This window comes from uncultured Shewanella sp., assembly GCF_947501225.1.
Lineage (GTDB): Bacteria > Pseudomonadota > Gammaproteobacteria > Enterobacterales > Shewanellaceae > Shewanella.
Map to the genome: position 1 here is coordinate 228,517 of NZ_CANMUW010000005.1, position 19,541 is coordinate 248,057.

A 19,541-nucleotide genomic window follows, 5' to 3' on the forward strand; every position below is an offset into this window, starting at 1 on the left:
AGTAGAGGGAATGCAACAACAAAGCAATATTATGAAGAAAAAAAACACACCTTTGTTAAAAAGTATGATGACGATCAAAGGCAAGCCGGGAATACTTCCCGCCACGGGTAACAAAAAGCCCCAACCAGAGGTCAGGGCTTTGCTTTATCACCAATTATCCATACATAGCTTATAGACACTTGGCCTCAATACGATAGGCATGTAACAGTGGCTCTGTATAACCCGAAGGTTGCTCTTTACCCTTGAAGATAAGATCACACGCCGCCTTAAATGCAACACCGTCAAACTCAGGAGCCATGTTTTTATACCCGACATCATTTTCATTCTGCTTGTCGACAACCTCCGCCATCTTCTGCATCGACTCCATCACCTGTGCCCGGGTACAGATTCCATGCTCGAGCCAATTTGCTATATGTTGTGACGAGATCCTAAGCGTCGCCCTGTCCTCCATCAGCCCGACATCGTTAATGTCAGGAACCTTAGAGCAACCCACCCCCTGATCTATCCAACGTACCACATAACCTAAGATCCCCTGGGCATTGTTATCGAGCTCACGCTGGATCTCCTCATGGGTCAACTCGGCCGGGTTTTCGAGCAGTGGAATAGCTAATATATCATCCAGACTGGCTCGTTCCCGTGTAGCCAGTATCTTTTGACGGGCTTGCACATCGATTTGATGATAGTGCATAGAGTGAAGCGTCGCACCGTTAGGCGATGGCACCCAGGCCGTATTAGCGCCGGCATCAGGATGGGCACTTTTCTGTTCCAACATGGCCGCCATCTCATCGGGCATTGCCCACATCCCTTTACCTATCTGAGCCTTTCCGGGAAGACCGCAGGCTAAGCCTATGTCGACATTCCAATCTTCATAGGCGTTGATCCAGGCTTGCTGTTTCATCTTAGTCTTGGGAACAAAAGGACCGGCGAGCATAGATGTGTGAATTTCATCTCCGGTTCTGTCCAGAAAACCGGTATTGATAAACACGACTCTCTCTTGAGCGACCCGAATACACTCTTTCAAGTTGACTGTTGTTCTCCGCTCCTCGTCCATTATCCCCAACTTAATGGTATTACGTGACAACTTGAGTGCATCTTCGATCATAGTAAACAGCTCGCAGGTAAACTCCACCTCCTCTGGCCCATGCATCTTAGGCTTTACGATATTCACCGATCCTGAACGACTGTTTGACCTGCTGTTGTTATTTCCCTGAAGATCATGCATTGCAGCCAGTACCGTCACCATGCCGTCTAAAATCCCTTCGGGGATCTCATTGCCCTCCTTATCCAGAATCGCGTTATTTGTCATCAGGTGACCAACATTACGGATAAACAACAAACTTCTTCCGGGCAGAACAAGGCTCCTTCCCTCAGCATCTGTATAATGGCGGTCGGCACTTAACTCTCTGGTAAAGGTCTTCCCGCCTTTAGTTAGCTCTGCAGACAAGGTTCCCTGCATCAGCCCAAGCCAGTTCCGGTAAACCTCACACTTGTCTTCAGCATCTACGGCAGCAACTGAATCCTCGCAATCCATGATAGTTGTGACGGCTGCTTCGACAAGCAGATCTTTTACATTGGCGCTATCAGTTTTTCCTATCGGGTGTTCTGCATCAATCTGTATCTCTACATGGAGGCCATTATTTTTTAACAGCACAGCTGTCGGTGACTTCTCATCTCCCCGGTAGCCGATAAACTTGTTTGGCTCACGTAACCGGGTATCGCAACCGTCAGTCAGCGTTACCAGCAGGCTATTTCCATCAATCTGGTAATGAGCAACTTCACAATGACTCCCCACCGCCAGTGGTGCCAGTGTGTCCAGATGCTGTTTAGCTCTCGCTATGACTTTATCACCGCGAACCGGATTATATTGTGAGCCTATCTCCGCACCACCATCGAAGCTTATTGCATCGGTTCCATACAGGGCATCATAAAGGCTCCCCCAACGAGCATTAGCAGCATTAAGGGCAAAGCGGGCATTTTTAACCGGTACAACAAGCTGTGGGCCAGCCTGCTGGGCAATCTCGCTATCTACATTGGCAGTCGTGACAGAGAAAGGTTCACCTTCAGGTACCAGGTAACCTATCTTTGAAAGAAAATCCTTATAGGCTTCAGGTTGATGTGTTTTGTGTGTCAAATGCCACTGATCGATCTGGCGCTGTAATTCATCACGCTTTTCCAGAAGAGCCCGGTTTTTAGGAGCTAAATTATCGACCAAATCCTCTAATTTACTCCAGAACCTCTCAGTATCTATCCCGGTTCCCGGTATGATCTGCTCATTGATTAATTCAAGCAGCTCAGGCGCCACTTGCAGATTGCCAACTTGAATTCGTGATGTCATAACGCATCCCTTCTGTTTATTAACTGATGTAAACTTGATTGCGTCTCATTTTATAGTCGCACCCGCAGCCCAACGGCCTCTATTTTGATGCCGATTAGCTGAACCACTAACCCGGCACAGCAGGATAATGGGTCAATAATGAGTCTATCTCACTCCTTCGGCATATATAAAATTTATCGTATTTATTATTGGCATTCACACAGGTTATATTGCTATTGGAGTTTCATCAGAACCTGTCTATGATCCGCGCCGTTTCCGTGATCAGCTCCCGCATCCATCTATGGGCGGGATTATGTTGCAGCAGCGGGCTCCATGCCATAGTGAGTTCAATCGGTGGAATATCGAAAGGTGGCGGAACGATACTGACCCTACTGTTATCTTGTTGCAATCTCGCCATTTTACTGGGCACCGTCGCTATAAGGTCTTGACGCTCGGCTAACGAGCTCGCTGCCTGGTAATGACGAGTAAATACTGTGATCCTGCGCTTAGCGTTGAGCCTGGCCAGTGCTTCATCCACCCAACCCAGGCGTTGAACATCGTCAGGATCCATGCCTACACCGACGCCCATACCTGTTTTACTCACCCACACATGATGAGCGTCAAGGTAGCTTTGCAGGTTAAAGTGCTTAAGAACCGGGTGTGTCTTGTTGATTAAACAGCTGAAGGTATCTTTCCATAATACTTTCTGATGGAATGATTGCGGAATACTGTCAAAACGGTTGATAACCATATCGACCCTTCCCTGCTCTACATCGGGAAAACTCACATCACTGGGTGTCATGATATCCAGAATAACCTTAGGGGCTTCATTACGTAACCTGGCGATCAGCAAGGGAATGAGGGTCGCTTCGGCATAATCAGACGCCATCACTCGAAAAACCTGTTCACTCTCATAGGGATTAAACTTAGCCTTGGGCTGAACGGCTTTTTCCAGCCCGGTGAGAAGCTGACGGATCTCGGGTTTTAACTCTAACGCCCGCTCCGTCGGCGTCATTCCTTTACTGGTTCTGATTAAAAGTGGATCGTCAAACAGAACACGTAACCTTTTCAGTCCGTTACTCATCGCCGGTTGACTGATCCCGAGCTGATCCGCAGCCTTTGTAACATTTAATTCACGAAGTAACACATCAAAATAAACCAATAGATTCAAGTCAATACGAGATATATTCATAAAGTAAATACCGAAGATAAGAACTATAAATTAGACTAATTTAACACAATCTTACTATTATTTTTAACGGAAGCAATCGTTGTTAATCATTTTTTGTAGGAAGGGACTTACCATGTCAAATTACAGAGCAGATATCGATACAGCAACAACCTTAGTAGAGAAAGAAGGTAGTGCCTGGAATGCAATCAACCCTGAGTCAGTAGCCCGTATGCGAGCTCAGAACCGATTTAAGACAGGTTTAGACATTGCCAAGTATACCGCTAAAATAATGCGTGAAGACATGGCTAACTATGATGCAGACAGCTCTCAGTACACTCAATCACTGGGCTGCTGGCATGGGTTTATCGGCCAACAGAAGATGATCTCTATCAAAAAGCATCTGCTGACCACTAAACGCCGTTACCTATACCTTTCAGGCTGGATGGTCGCAGCACTGCGTAGTGAATTTGGTCCCTTGCCTGATCAATCAATGCACGAAAAGACCTCTGTCGCCAGTCTTATTGCCGAGCTTTATACATTTCTACGTCAGGCTGATGCCCGTGAATTGGGTGGACTGTTTCGTGAGCTTGACAAGGCTGAAGGTGCAGAGAAAGCGGCTATACAAGACAAGATTGACAACTTTGAAACCCATGTAGTGCCTATCATCGCCGATATCGATGCCGGTTTTGGTAATGAGGAAGCGACATACCTGATGGCTAAGCAGATGATCGAAGCCGGAGCCTGTTGTATTCAGCTTGAGAATCAGGTCTCCGATGTTAAACAGTGTGGTCACCAGGACGGTAAAGTAACGGTTCCACATGTAGAGTTTCTCGCTAAAATTAATGCGGTACGCTACGCATTCCTTGAGCTGGGCATAGACGATGGTGTCATTGTAGCGCGTACTGATTCATTAGGTGCGGGCCTGACACAGAAGATAGCAGTAACAAATGAACCTGGCGATCTCGGCGATAAATACAACTCTTTCCTTGAAGTTGAAGAGGTATCTACAGATAACCTGTCAAATGGTGATGTGGTATTTAAGCGTGGTGATAAGCTGGTTAAGCCTGCTCGTCTGCCAAACGGCTTGTTTAAGTTCAGAGCCGGAACGGGTGAAGAGCGTTGTGTCCTTGACTGCATCACCAGCTTACAGAACGGTGCCGATCTTCTTTGGATTGAGACAGAGAAGCCTCATGTTGCCCAAATTGGAGGCATGGTAAACGCTATCCGCGAAACCATACCGAACGCTAAGCTGGTTTATAACAACTCACCTTCATTTAACTGGACACTTAACTTCCGTCAGCAGGTCTTCGATGCAATGACTGAAGCGGGTAAAGATGTATCGGCTTACGATCGCGATAACTTGATGAGCATCGATTATGACGGAACTGAGCTTGCCTTAGAGGCCGATGAGAAGATCCGTACCTTCCAGGCCGATGCGGCACGTGAGGCGGGTATTTTCCATCACTTGATCACCCTTCCAACCTACCATACGGCGGCTCTGTCAACCGATAACCTGGCTAAAGAGTACTTCGGAGATCAAGGTATGCTCGGTTATGTCGCCAATGTACAGCGCAAGGAGATCCGTCAGGGTATCGCCTGTGTTAAACACCAGAACATGGCGGGCTCCGATATGGGTGACGATCACAAGGAGTACTTCTCCGGTGATCAAGCACTGAAAGCATCGGGTAAAGACAACACGATGAACCAATTCAGTTAATCAGAGTGGATTAACTCAATTTCCTTCTAGCTTCCCACTAGAGCCAAGCCAGAGTAGCAATACTCTGGCTTTTTTTCATTCTCCACAGAGCTTAAGCCGCTAAGATCTGCTGTAACTCTTGCAGTGAGGAGACTTCGTAATGAGGTTCAATTCCCTCGGGCCTACTCTGTTTATTGATGTTTAACCAACAGGTATGCAGTCCGGCGTTTAACCCGCCTTGAATATCGGAATGGGGATTATCGCCGACCATTAAGACTCTTTCTCTATCCGGGTTTTCCATGCGGCTCAGGGCATGTTCGAAGATACCAACATCGGGCTTAGCTATGCCTACCTGCTCAGATATCACCACATGCTCGAATGCCCCCGCTAAACCGGTTTTCTCTAACCTGACGGTCTGCAGCTCGGTAAAACCATTGGTGATGATGCCAAGGTTAGCCTTCCCTCTCAGCCCATCAATCAACTCCTTTGCACCGGGCAGCAGCGCACATATTTCCGCCATTGCCGATAGAAAAGCGCTATTCAGTTGGCTTGCGGTTACACTGAGTTTTTCGGCCCATTGGGTAAACCTTTGCTGCTGAAGCTGCGCCGCAGATATGATGCCGTTTTGGTAATCAACCCACAGTGGCTGATTGATGAGTTGGTATTCGTTAAAATCATCAAGGCTGAAATTAACACCAAATCGGCTAAACATTAATTTCAGGCCTGCAAACGCATCGAAATGAAACAAGGTTTCATCGGCGTCGAAGAGGATCCAGTCATATTTCATTGATTAACTTCTACTATTTTTTGCTTGGTAGGAACAGAGATTTCTACAGGTGCAACGGCATGTTACATATGCCATTGGAAGAGGGATACTCTCGTTAAGTGACAAGATTTTATGATAATCATCAGGTAATTACTACACCCCTTTCATCGAGTCCTGAAAATAGTCTGGCTGTGTTGTAAATACCATTCCCTGAGCGACTTATCCGCAGGCCTCACCCAGACATTTAAACCCGACAGCCCTGGCTTTACCGTCGGGTGCGACATAGACACGAACCAGTGCATGACCCCTCATCTCATCTTGTACTTTCAAAGCCTTCTCTTTAGGCATAAAAAAAGCCTCGATACCATACTCAACCCTTACTGACCCGGAATCTATACTGCGAATACGTCCTCGAATATAGCTACCATGTTCAGGCCGTTTGATATCTATCGTTTCAGCCTGCCATATACCTTGCTTTTCAATCAAGGTAACAAAGATAACCTCACCCTCTTTATAATCTTTGCCGCCACCCTCGACGGTGACACGATTAATCTCATAGTTCAAACGTACAAAATTCCCCCGAAACAAGCTTCGTGGATCCACCGGCTCAGTTTTTAAAACAATCGCTTCCCCCGTCCATATGGGTAACACTGAGCCCAGGTATTCAACACTCAACACCGACAACTGAAAAAAGAGAGTTAGATAAAGACCCAGTTGTACCGTTCGCTTACCGGGTTTCTTATACAGCCAACCGTGAAGTGTCATGGTATTCATTCGCTATTCTCTCCCTGTTTTAAAGAGATGAGTGAAACACGACGTTTCCAATACTTTGCGGCGACCATCAGGATACCCGCCGCGACAAGAAACAGTAGCGCGCCACCGATATAATCACCGATGAGATCGAAGTAACGAAGAAAAGCGGTTAGCAGCAGGACGACAATGCCGGTATAGAAGTAATGAGTTTCTGATTGGTCTATCCCTCTGCGTATCAGGAGGATCCCCATCAGCAGCAACATCAGGTTAGTGGCGATGGCAGCGATAATTTCCATATGGCCAAACCAGGTGACAAGCATAAATGAAAATGTCAGGTAGCCTGTAACTATCATGACCGGCCATGACGCATATCTGCCGCTCTCACGACAAAGTACGATTGCCAGCACACCTGCCACCAGGATAGATATGACACTTACGACTGATAACCAATCAGAACCTGGCGTGTAACCTTGCCAAACACCTTCGAAGCTTAGCCCCAACAGTGTCACTATCGCCGCCCTGAGTAACCAGATATGAGTAACTAGCCCATACTCTCGCCAGTCACTGTTATCGCTTCGCATCAATCGCCATGCAACACCATTGATAAACAGGCCGATAGCCAGAGAGAGAGGGAGCTGCTCTGCAACCGGGTCGAAGTGGTGGCCATTGCCCATCATCCAGGCAAGTCCCAGGTTCATCCACACCATAGTTCCGACAACGCAGGCGATAAACAACAGGCGAGAACGTGCCTGAAACAAGATTAACCAAAGCGTCACTGAGACAAATAAGGGATAAAGGGCAGGGAAAAAATCTTCACCACTCTCTACCCCTAACCAGATGCTTGCCAGGCCCAGTGACAGAGCCGCAAGTAAACGGCTTTGAGTAAAAATAACCAGAGGCAGGATCCCCATAGCCCACCAGAATATTCCGTCCGGGAAATGCTCCCCCAGGTGATAGATCTGTGCGATAAGCATGATACTGGCACCATAACTGATGCCACCGAAGAATAGCCAGATGATACCCGCTCGGGTGCGTTCGGACAGAAAGCGTTTAATCCCAATCGCGTTGGTCACCAGTGTCAATAGCAGCAGACTTGACGTACGGACGGCTCTTGGGATCTCATCCCAATTGTGAGAGACGATCAATATCAGGGCTAAACCGATAAACAAGGCGCCCAGTGACATCAAGAGGTAATAACCGAAGGAGTTAGTTTCAGTGTCATCTGTCAGACTCGTGCCGTAGCGAGCCAGAATTGAATTAGCCTGCTCCTCCGATACTAATTCGTCACGCACCCAGCTGCGGGATTCATGAGACAACTCCTTCTTAAATAGCTGGATCAAACGCATTTCCAATCCCTTTAGACCGTTAAAGGCATAGACAACAAGTAAGTGTATGATGAGAACAGAAGGTTATCTGGCGGTTTAAACCGCTGATACTCAAAGTTAAACTTAATCCTTAAACACGAAAAAGGCCAGAATAAATATTCTGGCCCCTGCGGCTGAAACAATGTAATTAAATCAACGAAGCTTTATCTCTTTTCGGTCCAGCGATCCATCCATCCGAGCACTTTGGCATACCACTGCTCCAGATTATCCGGGTTCAGGATCCAATGGTTCTCTTCAGGATAGATGAGCAGCTCAGAGGGGATCCCTTTACGCTGCATAAAGCTGAATGCTGCTAAGCCCTGACCATAGGGGACACGGAAGTCTTTCTCTCCATGGATCACCAACATAGGCGTTTTCCAGTTCTCCACATAGTTGACCGGATTAAACTTCTCGTACAACTCTTTGTTGTCCTCGTAGGTACCACCGAACTCGTATTCAGGGAACCATAGCTCCTCTGTTACATAGTACATAGAGCGCATATCAAAAAGGCCGGCATGATTTACCAGACAGTTGAAGCCATCGCTCCAGTTACCCTGGATCCAGTTCATCATATAACCACCGTATGAGCCTCCCAGGGCACAGGTACGTGTCTCATCCAGCCATTTTTGCTGTTTAGTGACGGCAGCCAGACCTTTTTGAAGATCTTCCAATGGCTTTCCGCCCCAGTCTTGCGAGATCGAATCGGTAAATTCCTGCCCGTAGCCTGTTGAACCGTGGAAATCGATCATCACAACACCATATCCGGCACCCGCCCATAGCTGAGCATTCCAGCGGCTGCTGAATGAGTTTCCGAATGAGCCCTGTGGACCACCATGAACCAGGAAGGCGATAGGATATTTCTGCCCGGCTTTGTAATCGACTGGCTTGATCCAGTAACCATGAACCTCTTCGTTGTTCCAGCCCTTGAAGCTGAACTGCTCAAACTCGCCAAACTTGATTTCGGCTAATTTTTCACGGTTTACCTCGGTCAGTTGCTTAAGGCCCTGACCATCTAAGTTCATTGAATAGAGATCGCCAGGTTGAACTAACGTTTTATTTTTAAATACGATCTTATCACCGGTTACACCGACTATGCTGTTACTGCCATCGTTGTATACGGTTTTCACATCACCAAACTGAGTATTAACCTGGAACACACTCACCTGTCCTACATCCTGCGCCGTGACATAGAGAGTACGATTGTCTTTGCCGAAGGTGAGTGAACTTGCACTTCTATCCCAAAGTGGCGCGACCTCCTTCTCCTGTCCTGTGACAGTGTCACGTAGCATGATGCGATATCTGTCGGCTTCGAAACCAGGCTTGCTCATGGCAAGATATGCCAGATAGCGGCCATCGGCTGAGAACGTCGGGTTAGCATCCCAGGCTTTATTATCCTTGGTAAGGTTCACTGCATCACCGCCGGTTACCGGAACCTGCCACAGATCGTAGTTCGTGATCCATGCCTGATCTTTACCCGGCGCCTTAGCTGTATAAACAAGGTGTTTTCCATCCGGCGTAAAAGTCACCTCTTCCATTCCGGAGAATGGCTTAGGTGGTGTTTCTGTATCTAAACCCGCTGTCACATCGACAGCAGTTGTGATCTTCTCACCATTTAGCTGAGCCACGAAAAGATGGCTTCTTGAGTGGTCACTCCAGGTATCCCAATGCCTGACCATAAGTTGTTTGTATTCGCGTCCCGTCGATTTACGCTCCTCTTCTGCGTTAAACTTCTCTTTTGAGCAGTTCAGGTCTTTGCAGTCCGGGAAAACGCGCATATTTAACGCGACTTGGGTGCCATCTTGTGACAGCTTGAATCCTTCAACATCGAGGGGGAGATCAGATACCTGCATCGCCTCTCCGCCCGCTAACGATAACTTATACAGTTGGCTTGAACCGTTTCGACCGGCAAGAAAATAGATAGATTGGTCGTCTGCTGCAAAGCTAACACTATGCTCAGTGCCTTTAACCGAGGTCAGTTGCTTAGCCTCAGCATCTGCTTGAGTCAGATCTTTAATATAGAGGTCTGAACTTGACTCACCCTCTGCATCAAATTTTTTAACAGCATAAACAATTTTACTGCCATCATTAGAGAGTGCTGGGGAGTGAAGCTTATTGATTTTAACGAGGTGTTGTACCGTGAAAGGCTCTGGGTTAGTGGCCTGAGCCGATATTGAAAACCCGGCACTCGCGATTGCAAGTATGATTGCAGTTTTTTTCATTGTTATTGTCATCTTTGTCGATTTAAATTGAATAATAGGCCTGATAAAAACTGATTATCAGCCGCATCCATGCAAGCCTGAATTTTTTCTTGGTGTTGAACACTACCCAAATAACTTGGCTTAGGCAAGATGCCTAAGCCAAGTATTAACGGGCTAATTATCTATTTACAAAAGAGAGTATTAACTCAATTTCAGTTTCCAGATAGCCGGACCCGTCTCATGAGCATTAACCCCCTCTGAGTCGACCGCTACGGTCACCGGCATATCTTTAACATCGAACTCATAGATAGCCTCCATGCCCAGATCGGCGAATGCGACAACGCGTGAGGTTTTAATCGCTTTCGATACCAAGTAGGCCGCGCCACCCACAGCCATCAGATAAACGGCTTTGTTCTTCTTGATGGATGCAACAGTAGCGGGTCCACGCTCGGCCTTACCTATCATTCCCATTAAGCCGGTTTTCTCCAGCATGAGATCGGTAAACTTGTCCATGCGAGTCGCAGTGGTCGGACCCGCCGGGCCAACAACCTCATCACCGACAGGATCGACCGGTCCAACGTAATAGATAAACTTACCCGTAAAATCTACCCCTTCCGGCAGACCTTCACCACTTTCAATTAATGTTTGAATTCGCTTATGGGCGGCATCACGACCGGTCAGCATCTTGCCGTTAAGCAGTAAGGTATCGCCACTCTTCCACTTCTCTATGTCGGCCTGTGTCACTGTATTGAGGTCGACTCGATGTGTATTTTCTCCGGCTTCACGTGTGATCACAGGCCAATCTTCCAGAGACGGCGGTGTCAACACCGCAGGGCCGGTGCCATCCAGGTGAAAGTGTACATGGCGGGTTGCCGCACAGTTAGGGATCATCACAACAGGTTTAGAAGCTGCGTGGGTCGGTGCCGACTTTATCTTTACATCCAGAACCGTAGTCAGGCCGCCGAGTCCCTGGGCACCGATACCGAGTTTATTAGAGCGCTCGAAGATATCCAGACGTAACTTCTCTTCAGCCGTTTCGGCTCCCTTTGCCTGTAGTTCATGAATGTCGACGGGATCCATCAAGGACTCTTTAGCCAGTACCGCAGCCTTCTCTGCCGTACCACCGATACCTATACCCAGCATTCCCGGTGGGCACCAGCCTGCCCCCATCGTCGGAAGGGTTTTCTCAACCCAGGCCGCAACATCGTCAGACGGGTTAAGCATTACCATCTTAGATTTATTTTCAGAGCCGCCGCCCTTAGCCGCTATTGCAACCTCAATATGATCCCCGGGCACCATATCGATATGAACGACGGAAGGAGTATTATCCCTGGTATTCTTACGGCTACCGGCAGGATCTGAGACAATTGAAGCTCTCAATGGGTTATCGGGGTTCTGGTACGCACGCCTGACGCCTTCATCAACCATCTGCTGAACCGTCATATCTGTCTTATCCCACTTCACCCCCATACCTACTTTCACAAAGCAGGTTACGATGCCGGTGTCCTGACACAGAGGGCGCTTTCCCTCCGCCGACATACGAGAGTTTATTAAGATCTGTGCAATCGCATCCTTCGCGGCGGCACTCTCCTCTCTGTCATAGGCTTCAGCCATAGCATCGACAAAATCTTTAGGGTGATAATATGAGATATATTGTAGGGAATCGGCAACGCTCTCGATTAGATCGGCTTGCTTTATGATGACTTCTTTACTCACAGACACTTCCTTCTCAACAGACATTAGGGTGCGCTCCATTAGCCATTTTGGCTTGCGTATTTTTTTTATAAATTCCTGCCGAAAATTTTCATACACTCTCCCCGGACCAGGGAAAATGTGCCACGTCGACAGCCTTAACAGGCTTGCGTGTTCTTTTTATTAATCCCGGCATAGGTATATGATACTCTTTCGCGACTTTTAGGGGAACATCACATTTTAGATAAGGTTAATCGATGAGTTTTTCGACGCAGCAGCAACTTGCTACCAGGCATCTGAATTGGAAATACACGAGCGCGGAACTATTCTCCCGGCTCTCGGACAAGCCCTGGGCTATGCTTCTCGACTCGGCTGATGCAGAACATCCGGATGCTAAGTTCGATATTATAGTGTGTGATCCTATCGCGACGATAGTAACCACTGGCCAATCGAGCATAGTGAGTCATCTACAAAATGGTGAGACCGTGAGCAGCGAAATTCACACAAGTGATCCGTTCACACTCCTCAATGACACGTTGAAACACTATTTCCCTGTTCAATACCCCGAAAAGCTGCCCTTCAGCGGCGGCGCCGTGGGGTGTTTCAGTTATGATTTGGGACGCCAAATTGAGCCCTTACCCGATACAGCCGCCAAAGACATTGACCTGCCAGAGATGAACGTAGGTCTTTATCCCTGGGCATTGATCTTTGACCGATTTCAAAGGAGCTGGATATTGACACACTATCACGGGGATGCCGCGCTCGAAACGACACTGGACAAACTCCATAGCCTGCTCGACAGTAACGAAGGGCCGGAGAAGCAAACCTTCTCACTGACCGCTCGCTGGCAGCCTCAAATAACAAAGGCCGACTACATCACCAAATTTAATAAGATCCAATCCTATCTCAGTAGCGGCGATTGTTATCAGATAAACTTAACTCAAAGGTTTTCAGCCAGTTATAAGGGAGACGAATGGAACGCCTACCTTAAATTGCGTGAAACCAATAGAGCCCCCTTCTCGGCATTTATCCGTCTGGAACATTCGGCGATGCTCTCGATCTCCCCTGAGCGATTCATTCAACTGAGTGATGGTCATATACAATCAAAGCCGATTAAAGGGACACGACCCCGATTCGATGATGACGAAGCAGATTTAGCCTCAGCTCAACAGCTTATCGCTTCAGAAAAGGATCGGGCCGAAAACTTGATGATTGTCGATCTGCTAAGAAATGACGTAGGGAAAGTTGCAAGGGCTGGTTCGGTAAATGTTCCCCACCTTTTTAACATCGAGAGTTTTCCGGCCGTTCACCACCTGGTCAGCACAGTTACAGCCGAGTTAGATCCCAGGTTTCAGGCCAGCGATCTACTGAGAGCATCATTTCCAGGTGGCTCTATAACCGGCGCACCAAAGATTCGGGCAATGGAGATCATCGAAGAACTTGAACCCTCCAGACGTAGTCTATATTGTGGGTCTATAGGCTATATCAGTCAGGACGGACGCATGGATACGAGTATCACCATACGCACATTGGTTGCAGATGGTAACAATATTCATTGCTGGGCCGGGGGGGGGATTGTCGCCGACTCAAACGTTGATGATGAGTATCAGGAAACTTACGACAAGGTCAGCAAAATTCTTCCCGTTCTCTCCAACACTGGTTGATAAAGAGCAAATTGACACACAAACAGCATTACCGGGGCAGATATGAATTTAGTCGAGTTAAGGATAAGGTTTAACCTCCAGCCTTTATCTGTTCATACCAGCCCCACTGTATCTTCGGTGCTGCAGCAAGCCGCAGTGCTGATCGCTTTTACACAGATAGAGGGTGACACTCACCTGATATTAACCCGCAGGCCGGGGCATCTCAGACACCATCCGGGACAAATCAGCTTTCCGGGTGGTAAAGTGGAGGCTGATGATATTACCCCTATCGCCACCGCACTGAGGGAAGCCGAGGAGGAGATAGCCCTCACGAGAAACAATGTTGAGGTGCTGGGGCAACATCCAAGATATAAAACCTTTACAGGCTTCGAAATTACACCTGTTTTCGGCATTGTAAAGCAGAGTTTCAAACCGGTTCTCGACCCCGGTGAAGTCGCAGACTACTTCACTGTCCCTCTTTCATTTCTGTTAAACACAGGTAACAGAAAACAGTACCTATACCGTCGTCACGGTGTCGAATACCCTGTCTACTTTATACCCTATAAACAGCATGTAATATGGGGAGCGACGGCCGCAATCATCGAACACTTGTGTAAACAATTAAGCTAATAACAGAACTGATGGTGGCTTCTACCGGCCAAATGAGCTAAGTGGGTTTCACAATTAAACAAAAAACCGCAGATACAGACCCGCCGCAACAGAACTGAGCAGAAGCAGGGGAATATTAAACCAGTAGCCCATGCGGCTATGGTGAGCCGTATAGTAATTAAAAATCATACTGATAAAACTAATTGCAGCACATACCCAGATAACATATTCGAGCTGAAGGGTCTGTATTGGATCCCAATCGAAACGCACCGACGCCCCCCGGCTTAGAAAATAACCGACGGCGCGATCGGGTCTGGCCTTATCGAAAAGCAGTAAAGCGTAAACCGCTAATGCCCAGCCTGTGATGGATAGAGACCCAAGTAAAAACTGGAACACTTTCACTTTCTTCAATGAGTCTCTCCTTACTGACATCTAATACTTTAAATATAACATTTTTTGAGCGAAATCATATTGTATTATGACCGAGAGTTTCAGTTACTTATTACAATTTTACTCTCATAAATTTCATTACGCCGGTAAAAACTTATGCTTAATATGAAAGCCATATCTAATCATCGATGACTAGCTGAAACACCTATTTATAACTCTCTGTTCCCATGGCACCACCTCCGCTATCTTATAACCGGTGGCGTTTGAGGGGTAAAAATCGAACATAAGCTTAAGAATTACAGTTTATTTATCTTCTATATCGTGATTATCCCCTTTTCCACTTGAGAAAAGCCGTCAGCAGGGTAATATGAACGTCCAAATTTTTTTATAAAACGTTTCGTTGGAGAACTAAGCAACAATGAGCATTACATCTGTCGCTTCTGTATTTAAAGGTGAATTTGCGATCGGTTCGCAAGTTACCGTTCGCGGTTGGGTAAGAACTCGCCGAGATTCCAAGGCCGGTATCTCTTTTCTTGCCTTATATGATGGTTCCTGTTTCGACCCTATTCAGGGTGTAGTGCCTAATAGCTTAGAAAATTACAATAACGAAATCCTGAAACTGACAGCCGGCTGCTCTGTGATTATGACTGGTGAAGTTGTTGAATCTCCGGGTAAAGGCCAAGCGTATGAGCTACAAGTCTCTGAAGTCGAAGTTGCAGGTTGGGTTGACGATCCGGATACCTACCCGATGGCAGCAAAACGTCACTCTATCGAGCACTTAAGAGAGCTGGCACACCTGCGTCCGCGTACCAACATCATCGGAGCTGTAGCCCGTGTACGTAACAGCCTATCTCAGGCTATCCATCGCTTCTACCACGAACAGGGCTTTATCTGGGTTTCTACGCCGCTTATCACAGCTTCTGACTGTGAAGGTGCCGGCGAGATGTTCCGTGTATCGACGCTGGATATGGAAAACTTGCCACGTAACGACCAAGGTAAGGTTGATTACAGCGAAGATTTCTTCGGTAAAGAGTCTTTCTTAACCGTTTCCGGTCAGTTGAACGCCGAAACCTACGCCAGTGCACTGTCTAAGGTCTATACTTTCGGTCCGACTTTCCGTGCAGAAAACTCCAACACCAGCCGTCATCTGGCCGAATTCTGGATGGTTGAACCGGAAGTTGCGTTTGCCGATCTTGATGATGTTGCAGGTCTTGCTGAACAGATGCTCAAGTTCTGTTTCGAAGCCGTGTTAAAAGAGCGTCGTGATGATCTTGAGTTTTTTGCCCAACGTGTCGATAAGACAGTTATTGAGCGTCTCGAGTCATTTGTCAGCAGTGACTTTGCTCAAGTCGACTATACCGATGCAGTAGAGATCCTTAAGAGCTGTGGTAAGAAGTTTGAATATCCCGTCGAGTGGGGTATCGATCTTCAGTCTGAGCACGAGAGATACCTGGCTGAAGAGCACTTCAAGGCTCCGGTTGTCGTTAAGAACTACCCGAAAGATATCAAGGCGTTCTATATGCGCCTCAATGAAGATGGTAAAACTGTTGCTGCGATGGATGTCCTTGCACCTGGTATCGGTGAGATCATAGGTGGAGCTCAGCGTGAAGAGCGTCTGGATGTGCTTGATGCTCGTCTTGAAGAGATGGGTCTGAGTAAGGAAGACTACTGGTGGTATCGTGATATGCGCCGCTATGGTACCGTCCCCCATTCCGGATTCGGCCTGGGCTTCGAGCGTTTAGTTTCATATGTCACCGGCGTTTCGAACATCCGTGATGTGATCCCATTCCCTCGTGCACCAAAGTCGGCAAACTTCTAGGCTGTCAGCTAATAGCTACCTCTAAAAAACGCCCTTGCGGGCGTTTTTTTATGTCATCAATTTAAACAGCAAAATCTGGTTGACGATAATCGCAAAACTAGTTTCTTCTTTGACTCTCCAGCTCCATCGATGCTCTTTTCAGGTTCTTTTGCGCCTGCTCAAAATAGCTGGGCGAGCTATCTATTGCACGCTGAAACAACTCAATCGCTTGCTCATACTCCCCCTCTAACATCAGAAAATACCCTAAGTCATTTAACGCATCTGCAGGCTCCATCGTATGCTCAAATGTTGATAAGGCTCTGGCATACAGGCCCTTTCTTACATAAACAAGTCCCAGATTTGTCCATCCTCGCTCAAAATTAGGATCCTCCTTGATGGCCTGCTTAAGGTATTTTTCGGCAAGGGCAATGTTCCCACCAAGATAGTATGAATAACCCAGATTCGTGATAATCAAGGCCGAATGCGGCTCTCTGCGCAGTGCCAAAGAATAGTATTCCCGGGCATCATCATGCCTGTTGTCCAGATCGTAAAGAATCGCCAGCGCGTTATAGATACGTACCGGTGATTGAGGGTCCAGTGGCTGTAATCCATCCTGTGCGGAGTCTGTCCTGGCGGTAATCAACCTTGCTTGATCTAAACTGACCGCTTTTTCCAGATGTATTTTTGCCTGTTCGTGCTGGCGTTTATCCATGTTGATCAAGCCGAGTCCGGCATGGGACATCATCATTTCAGGGTCTATTAGCAGCGATTCATTATAGGTAAGATAAGCGAGTTGGATATTACCTTTAATGCTGTGAATCCTGGCGATATTGTATAAGGTCAATGCATTATCAGGCTTAAAATCCAGTGCCTGAACATAGAGGTATAGTGCCTGATCAAGGTTCCCCTTATCCTCCTCCTTCTTGGCACGCGCTAAGGCATCAGCTTCGTCTCTGGGTGGGTTTACAACACTAACAGCCCCCATAGAGCTGCCATCATAGAGATCTTGTCGAGTCGGTGGTGTCATCTCCAGACTGAGTGACTCCTCCTCAGTGTTAGTCACACTACAAGCCACGAGCAGTTGAAAAGCTCCAGCTATCAGAATCGAAAAAATGTAACTGTTCTTATACGTTAATCGATGTAAACTTTTCATCAGCGCTCCCTAAAATTATTATCTCCATCGACATCGTTTCACCTAAAATGCCTGTCCCCACACCTTCATCACCTTAAGCACCGCGGGTCCTACCGCAACAATAAAAAATGAAGGCCAGATACAGAGCATCATCGGAAAGATCATCTTTACCGCCATCTTAGCCGCTTGCTCCTCTGCCTCCTGCAACCGCTTGTTACGATACTCATCGGAGAAGACACGTAAGGTTTCCGCAATACCTGTCCCCAGACGAATACTCTGTGATATTGCCGAGTTCAACCCTTTGATATCCTCAAGCCCGGTTCGGTCGGTAAACTCCTGTAGCGCAACTTTGACCGTAAGGCCGGCCCTCACCTTACTGCAGACGAGTTCCAGTTCACTCGCCAAACTCGGATGACTCAACGCAAGCTCTCTTGCCACACGCTGCATAGCCGCCATCAAACCCAGCCCGGCTTCACAACAGACAACCAAGAGATCCAGCGCATCGGGAAAGCCGGTTCGTAGCCGTCTCATACGACGACCGGCAATGTTTTGTAGCACCAACGAGGGCAACAGGTAGGCACCACCGATCAGCAGAGCAACAATATATACGCTCATCACCGTCGATAGATCGGGAAACATACTGAGAACGGCTATTGACGCTATGGCGGAGATCAGAAACAAGATCAGTCTTATAGAGCTGAAGATTGCCATTGCGTTTTCAGAGTGAAGGCCGGCATGAATGAGTAACCTTCTGGTTTCATCATTCGATAAGTTAAGAGGAGACTGTTTAGCTATGTTCCCGATACCGTGTTCGATGGTAGAGTTTATATCTGTTTGCTGCTGCAGTTGAGTCTCCTCTTTATTGATTATCTTTAGCTTCTGCCTGATTGGCGAATAGATGCCGCTGATCAAAAAAGCAATCGACATAGCAAACATGACACCGGCAATACCGGCAACACCAAATATTGCCCACTTTATATGTTCAGGGTCATCAAACAGAGAGCCGAAAAGTCCAATTAAATAATCCATAATTACATATCAATTCGAATTAATCTGCTAATCCACCAGCCACCGATAGTCATACCGACAGCCCCCAACATCAATAACTTCTTACCCGCCTCCGTTCCTGTTAGTTCACCAACATAAGATGGCGTTTGCAGGTAGATCACAGCAAATAACACAAATGGCAACAAGATGAGAATCCAGGCAGATAGCCTCCCCTCGGCAGATAGTGTCTTTACTCTGCGCCTGAAGGTAAACCGCTCCCTGATCACCATAGATAAACTCTCTATATTTTCAGCCAGGTTGCCTCCGGTCTCCTTTTGCACCATGACGGCGCTGGCAAAAGCCATCGCTGAAACGCTGGGAACCCGTTCAATAAAGCCCAACAGGGCACGCTTGATATCTTTGGTGTAGTTGATGTTGGCAAACATCAAACTAAACTCCTTTGCTATGGGCCCTTCCAACTCCTCGGTGGCAAGCTTGATCGCATCGGAGAAGGAGTAACCGGCCTGTAGTGCTCTTCTAACAACATCCAGTGCATCGGGAAAACTCGCTTCAATCTGATCCATACGTTTGTTGGTGTCACGGGAGAGCTTGATTGAAAACAGTATAACTGTCATGGCCATGACAAATGCGACCACAAATAGATCATTTACCAGAGTCCAGGTTACTATCCCGGCCACCAGCGAGGCGGTAAGTCCAAGCAGAAAGAACTGGTGTCCCATCATCTTGTAGTCGGCTAACTCCAGGCGATAACTCAGGTTTTCGATAAACTCTATTCTCTCCAGAGCACGTCCAAATCGATTCAACTTCTGTAATTTGCTTTTTCTCAACAGTGAGGTTTCAAATTCCGACTCCTCACCATCGGTAGTTAACTGCTTGAGACGTTTTCTGACTAACGCTGTGTTCGCCCGTTGGGGACTATAGACAGGCAGAAAGAGCGCCTGGGAAAGTAATATAACGGCGAGAAAAATCAAGCCAAGGAAAATCATTTCATTTGATAACATCCCTAT

General features: G+C 47.3%; 15 protein-coding genes. 4 read left to right on the forward strand and 11 right to left on the reverse strand.

From position 1 onward, the window contains the following. Positions 1-169 precede the first annotated feature (169 nt). Both Q1B47_RS09855 and Q1B47_RS09860 read right to left on the reverse strand, forming a co-directional pair. Complete coding sequence (locus Q1B47_RS09855) at positions 170-2,335, reverse strand: malate synthase G (protein WP_299792476.1); 2,166 nt, start codon at positions 2,333-2,335, stop codon at positions 170-172. A 226-nt stretch (positions 2,336-2,561) separates the two neighbouring features. Continuing rightward, positions 2,562-3,506: a LysR family transcriptional regulator gene (locus Q1B47_RS09860; protein WP_299792478.1), complete on the reverse strand. Its 945-nt coding sequence runs from the start codon at positions 3,504-3,506 to the stop codon at positions 2,562-2,564. Positions 3,507-3,618: 112 nt separating this feature from the next. Here Q1B47_RS09860 and Q1B47_RS09865 point away from each other — a divergent pair, with 112 nt between their 5' ends. Then, positions 3,619-5,202: an isocitrate lyase gene (locus Q1B47_RS09865; RefSeq protein WP_299792481.1), complete on the forward strand. Its 1,584-nt coding sequence runs from the start codon at positions 3,619-3,621 to the stop codon at positions 5,200-5,202. A gap of 91 nt (positions 5,203-5,293) precedes the next feature. Here the strand turns inward: Q1B47_RS09865 and yjjG are convergent, their stop codons facing one another. From yjjG to Q1B47_RS09890, 5 genes are all read right to left on the reverse strand, one after another. Further along, positions 5,294-5,968 carry a pyrimidine 5'-nucleotidase gene (yjjG, locus tag Q1B47_RS09870; protein WP_299792484.1) on the reverse strand — a complete coding sequence of 225 codons (675 nt, stop codon included), beginning with the start codon at positions 5,966-5,968 and terminating at the stop codon, positions 5,294-5,296. Positions 5,969-6,166: 198 nt separating this feature from the next. After that, positions 6,167-6,721, reverse strand: coding sequence for a GDYXXLXY domain-containing protein (locus Q1B47_RS09875; RefSeq protein WP_299792487.1), 555 nt, complete (start codon positions 6,719-6,721; stop codon positions 6,167-6,169). Next, positions 6,718-8,046: a DUF2157 domain-containing protein gene (locus Q1B47_RS09880; RefSeq protein ID WP_299792490.1), complete on the reverse strand. Its 1,329-nt coding sequence runs from the start codon at positions 8,044-8,046 to the stop codon at positions 6,718-6,720. The genes Q1B47_RS09875 and Q1B47_RS09880 overlap by 4 nt, the downstream gene beginning before the upstream one ends. A 182-nt stretch (positions 8,047-8,228) precedes the next feature. Further along, complete coding sequence (locus Q1B47_RS09885; RefSeq protein WP_299792493.1) at positions 8,229-10,283, reverse strand: S9 family peptidase; 2,055 nt, start codon at positions 10,281-10,283, stop codon at positions 8,229-8,231. A 180-nt stretch (positions 10,284-10,463) separates the two neighbouring features. Next, positions 10,464-12,002 (reverse strand): fumarate hydratase, encoded by a 1,539-nt coding sequence (locus Q1B47_RS09890; protein WP_299792496.1) that lies wholly within the window; start codon positions 12,000-12,002, stop codon positions 10,464-10,466. A gap of 209 nt (positions 12,003-12,211) precedes the next feature. Here Q1B47_RS09890 and pabB point away from each other — a divergent pair, with 209 nt between their 5' ends. Further along, positions 12,212-13,618: an aminodeoxychorismate synthase component I gene (gene pabB / locus Q1B47_RS09895; protein WP_299792499.1), complete on the forward strand. Its 1,407-nt coding sequence runs from the start codon at positions 12,212-12,214 to the stop codon at positions 13,616-13,618. Between the two features lie 42 nt (positions 13,619-13,660). Continuing rightward, positions 13,661-14,227 carry a CoA pyrophosphatase gene (locus Q1B47_RS09900; protein ID WP_299792502.1) on the forward strand — a complete coding sequence of 189 codons (567 nt, stop codon included), beginning with the start codon at positions 13,661-13,663 and terminating at the stop codon, positions 14,225-14,227. Positions 14,228-14,281: 54 nt separating this feature from the next. Here the strand turns inward: Q1B47_RS09900 and Q1B47_RS09905 are convergent, their stop codons facing one another. After that, positions 14,282-14,617, reverse strand: coding sequence for a hypothetical protein (locus tag Q1B47_RS09905; RefSeq protein WP_299792505.1), 336 nt, complete (start codon positions 14,615-14,617; stop codon positions 14,282-14,284). Between the two features lie 397 nt (positions 14,618-15,014). Here Q1B47_RS09905 and asnS point away from each other — a divergent pair, with 397 nt between their 5' ends. Next, positions 15,015-16,415 (forward strand): asparagine--tRNA ligase, encoded by a 1,401-nt coding sequence (asnS, locus tag Q1B47_RS09910; RefSeq protein ID WP_299792508.1) that lies wholly within the window; start codon positions 15,015-15,017, stop codon positions 16,413-16,415. 97 nt (positions 16,416-16,512) lie between these two features. Here the strand turns inward: asnS and Q1B47_RS09915 are convergent, their stop codons facing one another. The 3 genes from Q1B47_RS09915 to Q1B47_RS09925 are packed head-to-tail and all read right to left on the reverse strand — an operon-like array spanning position 16,513 to position 19,535. Further along, complete coding sequence (locus tag Q1B47_RS09915) at positions 16,513-17,547, reverse strand: tetratricopeptide repeat protein (RefSeq protein ID WP_299792511.1); 1,035 nt, start codon at positions 17,545-17,547, stop codon at positions 16,513-16,515. Between the two features lie 42 nt (positions 17,548-17,589). Then, positions 17,590-18,555 (reverse strand): type II secretion system F family protein, encoded by a 966-nt coding sequence (locus tag Q1B47_RS09920; protein ID WP_299792514.1) that lies wholly within the window; start codon positions 18,553-18,555, stop codon positions 17,590-17,592. A 2-nt stretch (positions 18,556-18,557) separates the two neighbouring features. Beyond that, positions 18,558-19,535 carry a type II secretion system F family protein gene (locus tag Q1B47_RS09925; RefSeq protein WP_299792517.1) on the reverse strand — a complete coding sequence of 326 codons (978 nt, stop codon included), beginning with the start codon at positions 19,533-19,535 and terminating at the stop codon, positions 18,558-18,560. Positions 19,536-19,541: the final 6 nt, after the last annotated feature.

What these genes read in the sequence shown, in the direction of transcription:
- asnS (WP_299792508.1), top strand. Translation starts at nt 15,015, where the DNA reads ATGAGCATTACATCTGTCGCTTCTGTATTTAAAGGTGAATTTGCGATC.
- pabB (WP_299792499.1), top strand. Translation starts at nt 12,212, where the DNA reads ATGAGTTTTTCGACGCAGCAGCAACTTGCTACCAGGCATCTGAATTGG.
- Q1B47_RS09890 (WP_299792496.1), bottom strand. Translation starts at nt 12,002, where the DNA reads ATGTCTGTTGAGAAGGAAGTGTCTGTGAGTAAAGAAGTCATCATAAAG.
- yjjG (WP_299792484.1), bottom strand. Translation starts at nt 5,968, where the DNA reads ATGAAATATGACTGGATCCTCTTCGACGCCGATGAAACCTTGTTTCAT.
- Q1B47_RS09915 (WP_299792511.1), bottom strand. Translation starts at nt 17,547, where the DNA reads ATGAAAAGTTTACATCGATTAACGTATAAGAACAGTTACATTTTTTCG.
- Q1B47_RS09865 (WP_299792481.1), top strand. Translation starts at nt 3,619, where the DNA reads ATGTCAAATTACAGAGCAGATATCGATACAGCAACAACCTTAGTAGAG.
- Q1B47_RS09920 (WP_299792514.1), bottom strand. Translation starts at nt 18,555, where the DNA reads ATGGATTATTTAATTGGACTTTTCGGCTCTCTGTTTGATGACCCTGAA.
- Q1B47_RS09855 (WP_299792476.1), bottom strand. Translation starts at nt 2,335, where the DNA reads ATGACATCACGAATTCAAGTTGGCAATCTGCAAGTGGCGCCTGAGCTG.
- Q1B47_RS09880 (WP_299792490.1), bottom strand. Translation starts at nt 8,046, where the DNA reads ATGCGTTTGATCCAGCTATTTAAGAAGGAGTTGTCTCATGAATCCCGC.
- Q1B47_RS09925 (WP_299792517.1), bottom strand. Translation starts at nt 19,535, where the DNA reads ATGTTATCAAATGAAATGATTTTCCTTGGCTTGATTTTTCTCGCCGTT.
- Q1B47_RS09860 (WP_299792478.1), bottom strand. Translation starts at nt 3,506, where the DNA reads ATGAATATATCTCGTATTGACTTGAATCTATTGGTTTATTTTGATGTG.
- Q1B47_RS09885 (WP_299792493.1), bottom strand. Translation starts at nt 10,283, where the DNA reads ATGAAAAAAACTGCAATCATACTTGCAATCGCGAGTGCCGGGTTTTCA.
- Q1B47_RS09875 (WP_299792487.1), bottom strand. Translation starts at nt 6,721, where the DNA reads ATGAATACCATGACACTTCACGGTTGGCTGTATAAGAAACCCGGTAAG.
- Q1B47_RS09900 (WP_299792502.1), top strand. Translation starts at nt 13,661, where the DNA reads ATGAATTTAGTCGAGTTAAGGATAAGGTTTAACCTCCAGCCTTTATCT.